11 protein-coding genes are annotated in these 12,568 nt (G+C 54.6%); 8 read left to right on the top strand and 3 right to left on the bottom strand.

Going from position 1 to position 12,568, the window contains the following annotated elements; all coding sequences use genetic code 11:
- The 5 genes from AC5DDB_RS17070 to AC5DDB_RS17050 all read left to right on the top strand — a co-directional run.
- The coding region (locus tag AC5DDB_RS17070) for a hypothetical protein (RefSeq protein ID WP_491740955.1) at nt 1-229 on the top strand (229 nt) is incomplete at its 5' end.
- Complete coding sequence (locus AC5DDB_RS17065) at nt 226-1,626, top strand: O-antigen ligase family protein (protein ID WP_491740954.1); 1,401 nt, start codon at nt 226-228, stop codon at nt 1,624-1,626. The genes AC5DDB_RS17070 and AC5DDB_RS17065, both read left to right, overlap by 4 nt.
- Before the next feature lie 84 nt (nt 1,627-1,710).
- Nucleotides 1,711-2,865 (top strand): hypothetical protein, encoded by a 1,155-nt coding sequence (locus AC5DDB_RS17060; RefSeq protein WP_491740953.1) that lies wholly within the window; start codon nt 1,711-1,713, stop codon nt 2,863-2,865.
- 79 nt (nt 2,866-2,944) lie between these two features.
- Nucleotides 2,945-3,907, top strand: a complete 963-nt coding sequence (locus tag AC5DDB_RS17055) for an NAD-dependent epimerase/dehydratase family protein (protein ID WP_491740952.1) — start codon at nt 2,945-2,947, stop codon at nt 3,905-3,907.
- A 124-nt stretch (nt 3,908-4,031) separates the two neighbouring features.
- A complete protein-coding gene (locus AC5DDB_RS17050) occupies nt 4,032-5,153 on the top strand; it encodes an aromatic ring-hydroxylating oxygenase subunit alpha (protein ID WP_491740951.1) in 1,122 nt (373 codons plus the stop codon).
- 100 nt (nt 5,154-5,253) lie between these two features.
- Here the strand turns inward: AC5DDB_RS17050 and AC5DDB_RS17045 are convergent, their stop codons facing one another.
- The gene (locus AC5DDB_RS17045) at nt 5,254-6,372 is read right to left on the bottom strand and encodes an LptF/LptG family permease (protein WP_491740950.1); all 1,119 of its coding nucleotides are present in this window, start codon (nt 6,370-6,372) and stop codon (nt 5,254-5,256) included.
- Between the two features lie 341 nt (nt 6,373-6,713).
- Between AC5DDB_RS17045 and glgB the strand changes: the two genes are divergently transcribed.
- Nucleotides 6,714-8,573 carry a 1,4-alpha-glucan branching protein GlgB gene (glgB, locus tag AC5DDB_RS17040; protein WP_491740949.1) on the top strand — a complete coding sequence of 620 codons (1,860 nt, stop codon included), beginning with the start codon at nt 6,714-6,716 and terminating at the stop codon, nt 8,571-8,573.
- Between the two features lie 176 nt (nt 8,574-8,749).
- Nucleotides 8,750-9,250 carry a DUF1579 family protein gene (locus AC5DDB_RS17035; protein ID WP_491740948.1) on the top strand — a complete coding sequence of 167 codons (501 nt, stop codon included), beginning with the start codon at nt 8,750-8,752 and terminating at the stop codon, nt 9,248-9,250.
- 83 nt (nt 9,251-9,333) lie between these two features.
- On the opposite strand, the gene AC5DDB_RS17030 is transcribed toward AC5DDB_RS17035, so the two are convergent.
- Both AC5DDB_RS17030 and AC5DDB_RS17025 read right to left on the bottom strand, forming a co-directional pair.
- Nucleotides 9,334-10,623 carry a PASTA domain-containing protein gene (locus AC5DDB_RS17030; RefSeq protein WP_491740947.1) on the bottom strand — a complete coding sequence of 430 codons (1,290 nt, stop codon included), beginning with the start codon at nt 10,621-10,623 and terminating at the stop codon, nt 9,334-9,336.
- A gap of 186 nt (nt 10,624-10,809) precedes the next feature.
- On the bottom strand, nt 10,810-11,037 hold the full coding sequence (locus AC5DDB_RS17025; protein ID WP_491740946.1) for a hypothetical protein: 228 nt from the start codon (nt 11,035-11,037) through the stop codon (nt 10,810-10,812).
- Nucleotides 11,038-11,486: 449 nt separating this feature from the next.
- Here AC5DDB_RS17025 and AC5DDB_RS17020 point away from each other — a divergent pair, with 449 nt between their 5' ends.
- Nucleotides 11,487-12,518, top strand: coding sequence for a TAXI family TRAP transporter solute-binding subunit (locus AC5DDB_RS17020; protein WP_491740945.1), 1,032 nt, complete (start codon nt 11,487-11,489; stop codon nt 12,516-12,518).
- Nucleotides 12,519-12,568 lie beyond the last annotated feature (50 nt).

The raw sequence follows: 12,568 nt of genomic DNA, 5'->3' as shown, positions 1-12,568 counted from the left end.
GCGGACCCGGGCGGGGTTCGGAATTTGTCATTGCAACGGAGCGATGACACTCAGTGTGCAGACCGACTCCGCGTGGTTCACCCGTGTCGAGACGCAATCACTATTGAACTCCTACGCACATGCCTGGCGTGAATGGGTCGGGACATTTCCGGCTTCGACCGCGGACAAGTCGAAGACAATCGCCATGCCGGAAACATCGGCTCTCAATGCACGAAGGATCGCCTCATGAATGGACTCTTTTTGGTGTCGTTGTTGGCCTTGGTAGCGGTGGCGGCTTGGCGGATGGTCAAGCACGGTCCGCGAAGTGCCGTCGGAATTGCGATCGCTATCGCAATTGCCCTACCGATTTGGATTTCGCAGAAAGTCTTCGGACAACCGATCGACTTGCGGATTGCGGGATCGGCCTGCGTGCTGCTGATGTATTTGTTCCACCGCGACGGCACGATTCGCACCAAATTTGTCGCGATCGACTTTATGGTGTTGGGGTTGGTCTGTGTCCATTGTTTAGCGGATTGGTACCACGGCGGCTTCTCGATGGGCGTGTTCCTACGGGCCTACGGAGAATGGATGCTACCGTACTTCGCGGGGCGACTCGCTATTCAAAGCATGGACGACATTCGAGACTTGCTACCGATCATGGCCGTCGTTGCCTGTTTTCTGGGAGCGGCTTCGCTTTTCGAAGCGTTCGCGAATGTGAATCCGTTCGATGCCGTTTTCGGTGGCCCAGAGGGGGCATGGCGAAAACATCAACGTTGGGGACTCAAGCGGGCGTTCGGTCCTTGTAAACACCCGATCTATTTCGCGGCGTTACAACTTCTGCTTCTGCCTTGGGCACTCTATGCATTTTCCAGCGCTCGTCGCCATCAGGGACCGAGTTGGTGGAAAGTGATACCGTTCATCTGCGTGGGCGGAATCATCGTGACCGGTTCACGAGCCATGACTCTTGCCGTGCCGGTGACGTTGTACGTTTCTGCTCTACTCATTTGGAAAGAAAAACGTCAATGGCTGGTGATTGGCGGTGGTGCAGCCGCGTTGGTACTCGGACTCAGTTATCAGCCAATAATGCAAATGGTGGAGAAATTGGCACAAGAGAAGAAAACCGAAGACAAAGCCATTCTCGTCGACGGTAACGAAGTGGAGTACACCGGCACGATGAATCGGTTGTACTTACTTCAGGTCTACCGGCCGGCCATGCGACGGGCCGGACTTCTGGGATTTGGCACCGAAGCCGTCAGTGGTTTTCCGATTAACGTGCCTGTTGGCCCGCAAGATGTCGACACATTGAAACGTGTTCGTTACATCGACAATGCCTACGTGTTGATGTTGCTCCGATTTGGTTGGCTGGGTTTGCTTGGTTTCATCGCGGTCGGTGTGAGTACGTTGGCCAGTCAGGTCCGTCTCGCTTTGATGACACATCGACGCGGGACCCATTTCTTTGCGTATCTCGCCGGTAGCATGGTGGCGTTTTCACTCTCGTTGATGACCGTCTGGATGCCCCATGATTTCGGTTTCGTGTTTCTATGGACCGCCGGGGTCACAGCCGGACGGTTAGCGAATTTGCGACCGATGGCACGCGTCGTCAGTCGGTCCTCGAGTCATGGAATCCGACGGTCTCGTGCCGCCTGAGTCACCTCGACGGAACTCTCTTAGCGTATTCGTGACGACTCCGACCATCATTCTATCGTCTGACATTCGACAAAAGGATTTCCCATGGGATTTGATAACCGATTCGGCTTTTCCGGAACGGTGCTTCCGCTCACAATTGCTGGCGTTGTTGTCATCGGCTGCGGAATTGTCATCGGCATCGGCAAACCGGAAAACACGGAAACCGAACCGGAATTGCCGATCCTGAACTTCCGCAAAGCCGTCGATGAGGAGGCCAAACCGTTGACGATCAAAGTCGGCGGTCAACAGATTACACTCGACGAGGAAGGACTGACCAACCTCGACGACGAACCGACCGCCGACGGTCGCAATGATGTGATCACTCAACTTCCGGTCGGGGAATCGGAGTTGGAGTCGGCATTTAGCCGAGGCAGCCGATTCCGCTGCCAAGTGTTGGCCCCCGGACAACCGCTAATGCTGACGAACTTTGTCGCCTTGCCTCTTCCTCCAGGCCAGAAGAACAATGAAAAGTTGCCGCCACTGCTCCGGCGTATGCCTGCCTTGACCGTGGGATTGAAAATCGCCCCTGGAGACCGGAAAGACTTGCCGACACTCAGCTCGCGGATGATCCTTTCCTATCTCGATGAGCATTACATGAGCATTCAAGCTCAGGTCCTCAAAGACCCGGTTACTCGCGAGATCTACTTGCATCCACGACCTGTCGCCGCGACCGCGGCTTATCGTGGTGCATCGGTGTCGGCCAAGAGTGAACCCGCCGTGCTGGATTCGATCGAAAACTTCCGCAGCCTCGGGCTGTTGGTGAAGCCCGATATCGAAGCGACCCCAGCCGACTTGCGAACATTGGTACTGTTGCATCGCTGTGATATGGCTGCGATCGGAAACAACACGCAACCGACTTACGAACTCGTCTTTATCCGCGTGACCGTAGAAAACGAAGAGCCGAAGTTGCGAGCGTTTGTGACCTCGCACAACCGCACAATCCTCCACGATTTCGGCGATGTCACCCGTCCGTTTACGGCATCGTCTTGTGACATTCTCGCCAGCGTGTTCTTCACGAAATACACGAATGCCTCTCTCGTTCCCAGCGAGAGTGCCGTCCGGAAATCGCAGATCGGCGGTCAACAATATTCGATCAACGATTTGGAACAGTACTTGAACAAGAACGGTGTGGAAGGCGATATTTGGACGAATATGCTCGACGTCATCGACGCGCTTGCCGCGAAGAATCCAGCGAATTGAAATTCGTCACGAACGCTCCGTCCTCTGTTAGCGGCGGGCAGCCATCTTTGACATACTCCGACACTAAGAGGATCAACCCATGCGCGTCATCGTCACAGGCGGAGCCGGCTTCATCGGCAGTCATATTGTCGACCAAATTTTGGAACTTGGTCACGAAGCGTTCGTGATCGACGACCTTTCATCCGGCAACAAAGCCAACTTGCCGGACGATGTCCCGGTGTTTGAAGTTGACATTCGCAACCGCGATGCCGTGAAGAAAGTTTTCGATGACGTGAAACCGCAACTTGTTTCACACCAGGCGGCTCAGATGTCGGTGAGTCGTTCGGTTCGTGAACCGGTGTTCGATGCCGAAGTCAATGCACTCGGAATGTTGCACGTTCTTGAAAACTGTGTTCAGCACGATGTCGAACGGGTCTCGTTTGCTTCCTCGGGTGGTGTTCTCTATGGCGACGTCGACACCCCTGTGCCGGAGGAAACGCCCGCAGCTCCGATTAGTCCGTATGGCATCACGAAGTTCATCGGCGAGCAGTATCTGAAGTTCTACGCCCGCGAGCATGGTTTGAAGTCGGTCGCATTGCGTTACACGAACGTCTACGGTCCGCGACAGAATCCGCATGGGGAAGCCGGTGTGGTCGCGATTTTCTGCAAAGCTATGCTTCAGGGAAACCCTTCGACAATCTTCGGTGACGGCGGTTGCGTGCGAGACTATGTATTCTGTCGCGATGTTGCCCGGGCGAACGTGTTGGCGTTAACGACGGACTTGAACGAACCGTTCGACGCATTCAACATCAGCACAGAGATCGGCACAGATGTGAATCAGCTGGCCGGGCAGATTCATTCTCTCGTGGAAGCGCACCAAAAAGCCGCCGGTATCGAATCGCCCAATGTACCCAAGCCGGATCACGGCCCGGAACGTGCCGGCGATTTGCGATCGAACTTGGCCGGTCATGCCAAAGCAACGCGGGTGCTGGGTTGGAAACCGGAAGTCGATCTACGAACCGGCCTAGAACAAACCGTCGCCTGGTTCGCAGAACAGAACTAAGTCACTAAGAACGTTCGGGGTGCCACGGCTCTAGGAGCCGTGCTCTGTTCCGGTTCACAACTTGGCACGGCTTATAGAGCCGTGGGACACTTTTTGATAGAGAACACAAACAGAACTCATGTTCGTGCACGATTCCCAACTGCCGCAATTGCTCGACGCCTCCGCGTACGGTGGTGAGGAACAACACGCACGTGAGATGGAAGCTGTCTTCCGACCAGCGTGGCATGCCGTTGCAACGACTGACGAACTAGCCAACGAAGGAAGTTTCGTTACACGAACACTGCTCGGACAACCGTTAGTCTTATGGCGATCAGAAGGGGAGTTGCGGGCGTATCTCAACGTGTGTCCGCATCGCTTCAATCTGCTGCAAGCGTCCGAATCTGGTTGCACTCACCGGATGAAATGTGGGTATCACGGTTGGGAGTACGGAGCCGACGGTCGCACCCGTCGCATCCCCGAAGCCCAAGGGTTTCGCCCGATCGATACCGAGAAAATCTGCCTGCAATCATTTCCGATCGACACGTGCGGAAACGTGGTTTTTGTTTCGCTCTCACGCAGTGTGCCCTCGCTTTCAGAATGGTTCGGCGAATCGCACGCCGACTTCGAATCGGCATTTGCTAGCAATCGCACGTGCATCGGGAAGATCGAACGGGAAGTGCCGGCGAATTGGAAGATCATCGTCGAGAATGCGCTCGAAAGTTATCACCTCGAAAGCGTGCACACAGCGACCTTCCGACGAAACCCGGATGCAGAGACCTGTCACCACACACTCGGCGAGGGTTGGTCGCGGTTCGAAACCCATTCGCCACCCGTCGGGAGAATACAACGATTGGCCGACCGTGTGGTGTACGGTGTAATGGGACTCACACGCGACGACCATTATCGCCACACAATGGCATGTCCGCATCTGATGGCGGGCCGCGCGGGGATGTTTACGTGGTGTCACACGGTCGAACCGATTTCCGCCCAAGCGACCCGTGTGCGGTTATGGATGTTTCTCGAACCGCACCATCCCAACATCGTCTCGAAATTGACCGCAGCCGCGATGTGCTGGGGCGCGAAACGCTTTACCCTGAAAGCCTTGTTGGAAGACATCGACATCGCGACCAGCGTGCAAAAAGGCGCGCGAACCCCTGGCATTCCGTTCGTCGGTTGTCTTTCCCCCCGCGAAGAACGCGTCTGGCATTTCCAACAGGAATTGCAAGCCATGCTGAACGGTCAAGCCGCGAACGCTTCCGCCGCATAACGGCCAACAACAAACGTGTGCCACGGCTCTGTGAGCCGTGCTTTCAAACAACGTCGCTCAGCACGGCTCATAGAGCCGTGGCACCCGGCACCCAGACTAGTTATGTCGTCACGCGATGACGGAGTTGGGCGACCATCACTGCTGTCAGAATGGCTGGTCCCCAGGCGGTGAGAGCAGGGGTGATCCAGCCGATTCGTCCTGCGAAGGTAAACACAAAACCGGCGACCCACACGATACCCAGAAACAGAAAACTCATCGCGGTATTGATCGGCAAACCGCCTTTCGTTTCTTTCTGGATCATCAACGGCACGGTCAACATCGCACACAGGAATAGTACAACCGGTTCCAGAAATCGACGGTGGAACTCGAGTTGCAGATTCCTGATCGACATGGTCGTGAACGCCGGGTTTCGGATACGTTCGACGATATCGCCCGATGCCAAATAGCACTCCGCCGACTTGCGTTTAAAGAGAATGTCCGGGCCGATCGAAGTTTGCACGAAGATATCGTTGGAATTTGGGATCGGTCGCACGAGTTGATGACCAACACCGGTCAACGGCAACTGCTGAATGTCCTGCAAGACTTCGGTAATCCGCCAACCGGGTTGCCCTTGTTGGGTCTCGAAGTGAGCTTCCTTGCCATTGATGACCGTCAGTTCGCGTGCCACGGTAGGTGTCGGTAGGACGAATTTCGGCTCCAAGAGACGCGATTCGGACGGAATCAATCGTCCGCCGTCGATCATCACGAAGGTTTCGAAGTCGTAAACCGCTTCGACCCGGTGAGACGTTCCCGAGTCTTCGCCACGTTGCACATGCTTGAGGTGGGCATACTTCGGAATCAATAACTCCCGATTCGCGAACACCAGCAATCCCACACCGGTCACACATAAGACCAGGGGACGAGTCAACCGAAACGTCGGCACGCCGGCCGCAAGAATCGGTGCGATCTGCCCGCGTCTTTGAAGTTGAATAAGTAGAATCACCAATGTCGCAAGCCCGAGCATACTTCCTGCTGCATCGAAGAAGAACAACGACTGCACGGAGTAGTATTTCACCACGCTCATCAGCAATGGTCGCCAATCGCCATTGAAATTCTTGGCGAATTCGTCGGCGTTGTCGGTCAGGTCGATGATGACGAATAACCCCAGCATCGAAACCACGACGATCAGGAAAGCCGCGAAGAAGCTACGAATGAGGTAGCGGTCGAAAATCGTCAACATCGGCTTCACTCTCCTCGACAATCACTCACGACAATGCTGACATCATGGGTCATTCGCGGGAACGAAGTTCCCATGCATTTCGGCGGGCGGAGTTGGACGATTGGCGGGAATCTTGGACTTCCCTTGTTCCTAACCTTTAGCCTCCGAAACCTATTGCGTATCTCTGTTATCGGCATGGGACCGGGTTCGTGATGGATCGAATGACCGATCCGCTGTGATCCTCATAGCTTCTTCATCTTGCCAAATCGTGGGTCGGAGGCTTGGTTTTCCGGATCGACGATTGTTGCTGTCGACATTCGCGGTTGCTAAAGTCAACGCCTAGCTCATGTTCGGACTGCACCTTGGAACTGGCATCATTTGGAGAGTCGGCCACCATGTATCAACATCACGGAGCACATCTCCAAGAACGCGACGGCGTTCGCGGCGTGCATTTTGCCGTTTGGGCGCCTAATGCGAAGGAAGTGTCTGTTCTCTGCGATCGCAATCAATGGGAACATGGCCGAGATCGGCTGTGGGGCAGCGATACCGGGATTTGGTCTGGGTTTGTCCCGGAAATGCAGGCCGGCGAGGCTTACAAATTCGGAATCCGCACGCAAAACGATCACATGCTGGAAAAGGCCGATCCGTTCGCGTTCTATGCCGAACGCCCACCGAAGACCGCATCGGTGGTGTATGACCTGACCGGGCACGAATGGCAAGACGCCGACTGGATGAATAGCCGTCAGGACGGCGATTGGCATGACCGACCGGTCTCGATCTATGAAGTCCACCTGGGCTCGTGGAAACGTCCTACGGACGGACGGCGATACTTCAACTATCGCGAAATCGCCCCCATGCTGATCGACTACGTCCAGCAAATGGGTTACACGCATATTCAATTGATGCCCCTGACCGAGCACCCATTCGACGGTTCTTGGGGGTATCAAACGACCGGGTATTTCGCTCCCACCTCACGCTACGGGACGCCACACGACTTTATGGCGTTCATCGATGAACTGCATCAAGCCGGGATCGGTGTGCTGATCGACTGGGTGCCCGCTCACTTTCCGACCGATGCCCACGGGCTAGGCGACTTCGACGGCACACACCTTTATGAACACTCCGACCAACGCCAAGGGTTCCACCCGGATTGGGGCACGTTCATCTTCAACTATGAACGGTTCGAGGTCAAAGAATTCCTGCTCGCCAGCGCTCGGTTCTGGTGCGAGCAGTACCACATCGATGGAATTCGCGTCGATGCGGTTGCCAGCATGTTGTATCTCGATTACTCCCGCCGCGACGGTGAATGGGTTCCGAACCAATACGGCGGACGTGAAAACTTGGGAGCAATTCAGTTCCTCAAAGATTTCAACGCCATGTTGCACGGGTTGTATCCGGGCATTCTGACGGTGGCGGAAGAGTCGACGGCGTGGGGCGGGGTGTCTCACCCGGTCGATCACGGCGGGCTGGGATTCAACTTCAAATGGGACATGGGCTGGATGAACGACACGCTGCGGTACATGGGTCGCGACCCGCTGTATCGTTGCTATCACCAGAACGACTTGTCCTTCCGCATGATCTACGCCTTCAGCGAGAACTTCATTCTGCCGCTTTCACATGACGAAGTCGTCCATGGCAAACGGGCGTTGCTCTCACAGATGCCAGGCGACTATTGGCAGCAGTTCGCAAACTTGCGGTTATTGTACGGTTATCAATATGCCCAGCCGGGGAAAAAGCTGCTCTTCATGGGCGGCGAGTTCGGACAGTGGACCGAATGGAACCACGATTCCGAAATCGACTGGCCATTGCTCGAGCATGACAAACATTCTGGCGTCAAGCAGTTTCTGACGGACCTCAATCATTGTTACCTCAATGAGCCCGCTCTCTACGAAACCGATTGCGACCATACCGGGTTTGAATGGATTCAATGCGACGACGCCCAAAACAGTGTGGTCGCGTTCGTCCGTTACACCAAAGACCGCAAGAATTTTGTGTTGGTCGTCGGCAACTTCACTCCGCAAGTCCATGAAGATTACCGTGTCGGTGTGCCGGCAGCCGGGTACTACAACGAAATCGTCAACAGCGATGCGGAAGTGTACGGCGGCAGCAATGTCGGCAACCTCGGCGGTGTCCAAAGCGAAGACGAACCATCCCACGGTCGAGACCACAGCATCACGCTGCAACTTCCTCCACTCGGGTTGCTGATCTTGAAACCTTCTTGATGCTTTCAAGCCCAATATGAAATTGCTCGACCGTTGTTTTGAACGCCAACGCAAAACAACGGTTGCGATCACCAATTCGCTGTGAGGATTGGCAAGACGCTGCGAGAAGTAGTAGTCTGTCCATTGCCCATTCGGAGCATCTCGACACGACTCACTTCTTGATCGTTGGAGCCAACATGAATCGGTTTCTCCCCCTGTTCACCGCATGCGTTGCCATTGGATTCCTCAGCCCCCAGGTAATCGTGGCGGAAGAACCCGCCCTCCCGGAACTCAAACCCTTGGAGCAGTTTGTTGGCTCGTGGAAGACGAGCATGAAGGATGTCGAACTGTCCGGCGATGCCGAGACGAAATGGATTCTTGGCGGCCGATTTATTCAGCAGACATATTCCCTGAGCGACTCCTCTCAGGGAATGAATCTACGCGGCTACGATCCCAAGACGAAGAAATACGTGATGTTCACGTTCGATTCCAATGGCACGATGCTCAAACAAGAAGGGACTTGGGATCAAGCGACCAAGACGTTGACGGTCGAGGGGGAAGTTGGAGATGTCGTCGTCGTCACAAAGGCTCATTTCCCTGATCAGAACACTGAAGAGTGGTCGATCATCGTGCAGAGCAAAGAACGGAATGTGCTGCAGACATTTCAAGGAAAGAATGTTCGCACCAATCGAAAGTGACGACTCGTCGCCAGTGAATACCGGCGCATGAAAAAACCGCCGTTGGGGACCGGCGGTCGAGGTGGATGACTCAAGAGCGATGTCTACGGTTTCGCAGCGGCTTGAGGAGTGTTGTAGACTTTGAGTTCAATCTCCTGGCCCGCTTCCAGCTTCTGTCCCGCTGAAGGCGTTTGTGCATACACGTGATACAACATATTCGGTTGCGGTGGTGGATCGCCGGGCAGGTACTTCACTTTGTACCCGGCCTTTTCCAATTCCGCACCGGCGGTTTTCCAAGGTTGGCCAATCACACCTGGCACCATGCCCTCGGCAACATAGACGGTAATCGTCACGGTTCCACCCTGTGGCAATGGGGAGTTCGCTGGTGGGTCTTGTTCGTAAGTCACGTAGTTCGCAACCGCCTGAGGTGCCACCTTGCCGGGCTGCATGTTAACTTTGTAACCGGCTTTCGTCAGCAATTCCTGGGCATTCTTCCACGGAAAGTTGACCACGCTGGGAACAACCGGCCCTTGCGGCGGTGAGCTCTCAGCCACTTGCTGACCCGCGTTCGGATCGTGAGCCTTGACCATGTAGTCTTTCTGATCCGGCACGAACGGGTTCTTTTCGGGGAACAACTTTTGAAGCAGCCCCGCATTGAACGTATTGACGGTCATATCGTCGAAGGTATAAACCGTCTCCAAGTTCCCAGCCGGATCGACCAGTTGTACCGCTTTCGGCAGAAAGATCTTCTTGTCGAGAATGATCTGCGCCTTCTGCCAGTTCTGAGCATCAATTTGCCATTTGGGCAGTGCTTCGATGGTGGCGTACTGTTGATTTTCCGCGACCAACGTCAAATCGTATCGTGCTTTCGCTTTTTCTCTCGGCATCCCGAACAAGAACGGCATCGGGCCGTCCATGATGTTACGACCCTGGTTCTGTTTGGGAATCGGGAAGACATCCATCTGTTTTTTGTCTTCATCGACCTGCCAAATGCGTTGGCCATCACAGATCCAGCGTTCTGCCCGGTCAGCCTTGAGTTGGAACGGTTGGCCTTCGGCATCTTTGCGACGGGCGGTTTGGCCTTGGACATCGACCGGCGTAATATCGATTCGCCCCTTCGACGGCGATTCGTAATAGAACACGCCTTTCGAACGTTTTTCGACCTTGAAGACTTTGTCGTAGACGAACCGATGGTGTTCGCCTTTGAGTTTCGTCACTTTCGCGGACTCGCGTGCCCAATCTTCGAGGAGTTGGTCCAACCTCGCATCATTGGCCGGCGGAGCTGCTCCGTTCGCGGGCGCTCCTTGGGCAAACATATTCGCCGGCAGCAGCACAGTACTAGTAAGAAGGCAGACGAACGCGATCGTGGCCCACTTTTTGAGCATCCTGCTCATAGTTTCGAGTCCTTCTGATGGCAAACCGGTGATCTTTCAAGTTTGCCTCACGCTCTCCGTGGCCCAAGACTCAAATAGGCCATTAGACGGAAGCTATGATCTTGAAAGATGTTACGGTCGATTCCTTGAAAGAGGGCGGGGATTCTAGCAACTTCCCCGTTTTGCGACCAGATCGAATTGTGTTCGTCAGCGGGATGGCGCAAGGGCTGAATCTGCTTGAACTTCCGGAAACCGACGGTTGTAAAACCACCGTTCCAACCAATTTGCCCGCCGCAAGTTTGGATGATCGACCGAAATTTGGTGCCGCTTGCCTCGTGGCGTCAAGCACACAATCTCGTCTTCCCCGATCACATCGACGACTGTCCAAAACTTATCGACGAGGTAACTGTAGTCTTCTCCGGAAGGGCTCGGCATGATTTCCTGTGCACGCGGCCCGGGGCAAGTGCTGTGCTTGCTTTTGCGAAAAATAACGCGATCTCCAACGCGATACATCATTCTTCCATTTCTACCATAGGCATCCGTAAGGGTTTCACGAGCGGCGACCATCCCCAACATTGGCGAACATGAGGTTCCGCAAACTGTAACATTCTAACATTTCTATCTTATCAAATGTACCTGATCAGAAAAAACAGGGAATTCCCCCCTCTGAACACAAATCTCAAAAAATCCTTTCGACTCCGGATCTGTCTTCGCACGGATAAATTCCGAGTTCCTGCCGCGAACTGGAAAGCCGGTTAGCTGCGTGATACTGTGATACATCCACAAGAATCCGTATGTTCGTAACAATCATTCGCCAAGCCCCCGTTGCCGAGTGATCCTGCCTGAAACTCAATTCGTTGCATTTCATGGGAAGGTTTTGCCCAATGTCTCTCACCCGTTGGTATGGTCTGGTTGGTTGTCTCGCCTTAGCTCTGGGTTGTTCCGGTGGTGAGGGCGGTGGTGATACGAAATTCATCAGCCTGGGAACCGCACCGGTTGGTGGGGCGTTCAACCAGGTTGGCACAGAGATCGCCGAAGCCCTCAACAAGTCGGAAGGAAAGAAAGACTGGAAGGTTCAGTCCCAAACCACAAAAGGATCGCAGGAAAACATCCGCAAGCTCTCGAGTGGTGATCTTCAGCTTGCACTTTCGAACTCGGCTATCACTTATTTTGCAGTCCGCGGAGAAGGCGGATTCAAAACCAAGCACAACACCCGTGCGGTTGCCACGATTGCCCCGAACGTCGCCATGTTCATCACCAAGGCGGATTCCGGCATTAAAACCATGAAAGACCTCAAAGGCAAAACCGTCGTGTGTGGTCCTGCGGGGGCCGGCTTTGAAATGTTCCTCGAACCAATCTTGGAAGCTCACGGCCTGACGTTCGACGACTTCAACGCCAAGAATGCCGGTCAAAGTGACGCGGTGGAACTCCTCGCCGACAACAGTGCCGATGCCGCCTTCCTCGGCGGAGCCGTCCCAACCGCCGCCATCAGCCAAGCGTGCAGCACGCACGACATCCACTTCATTCCTTACGATGACGCTGCGATGGAAAGCCTGATCGACGAATACCCCTTCTTCCAAGAAGTGACGATCCCGCAAAAGGTGTATTCCGATCTCACCGGTGATTTCAAAAGCATGAATACCGGCTCGATGCACTTCGTGACCTCAGCCGATCAGTCGGAAGACTTCATCTACGCGATCACCAAAGCTCTTTGGGAAAACCGTAAGAACATCAACCACCCAGCGAGCAAGTTCATCAGCGAAGAAAACGCCGCCCGCTACACCGGCACCGAGTTCCACCCAGGTGCCATCAAGTTCTACAAGGAAGTCGGCATCTGGAAGGGTGAAGACGCCGCGGAAGAAAAACCCGCGGAAGAAGAAAAACCTGCGGACGCTCCGGCAGAATCGAAGGAATAGTCGTTAAGCATGCGCTGGCGAATTGCTGTCAGCGCATATCGACTTGTGAG

The sequence above is a fragment of the Thalassoroseus sp. genome, assembly GCF_984380535.1.
Note: the sequence above shows the minus strand (reverse complement) of the source record. Positions and strands in the feature narration are given on the sequence as shown.

What these genes read in the sequence shown, in the direction of transcription:
- AC5DDB_RS17065 (WP_491740954.1), top strand. Translation starts at nt 226, where the DNA reads ATGAATGGACTCTTTTTGGTGTCGTTGTTGGCCTTGGTAGCGGTGGCG.
- AC5DDB_RS17020 (WP_491740945.1), top strand. Translation starts at nt 11,487, where the DNA reads ATGTCTCTCACCCGTTGGTATGGTCTGGTTGGTTGTCTCGCCTTAGCT.
- AC5DDB_RS17030 (WP_491740947.1), bottom strand. Translation starts at nt 10,623, where the DNA reads ATGAGCAGGATGCTCAAAAAGTGGGCCACGATCGCGTTCGTCTGCCTT.
- AC5DDB_RS17060 (WP_491740953.1), top strand. Translation starts at nt 1,711, where the DNA reads ATGGGATTTGATAACCGATTCGGCTTTTCCGGAACGGTGCTTCCGCTC.
- AC5DDB_RS17045 (WP_491740950.1), bottom strand. Translation starts at nt 6,372, where the DNA reads ATGTTGACGATTTTCGACCGCTACCTCATTCGTAGCTTCTTCGCGGCT.
- AC5DDB_RS17055 (WP_491740952.1), top strand. Translation starts at nt 2,945, where the DNA reads ATGCGCGTCATCGTCACAGGCGGAGCCGGCTTCATCGGCAGTCATATT.
- AC5DDB_RS17025 (WP_491740946.1), bottom strand. Translation starts at nt 11,037, where the DNA reads ATGCCGAGCCCTTCCGGAGAAGACTACAGTTACCTCGTCGATAAGTTT.
- AC5DDB_RS17035 (WP_491740948.1), top strand. Translation starts at nt 8,750, where the DNA reads ATGAATCGGTTTCTCCCCCTGTTCACCGCATGCGTTGCCATTGGATTC.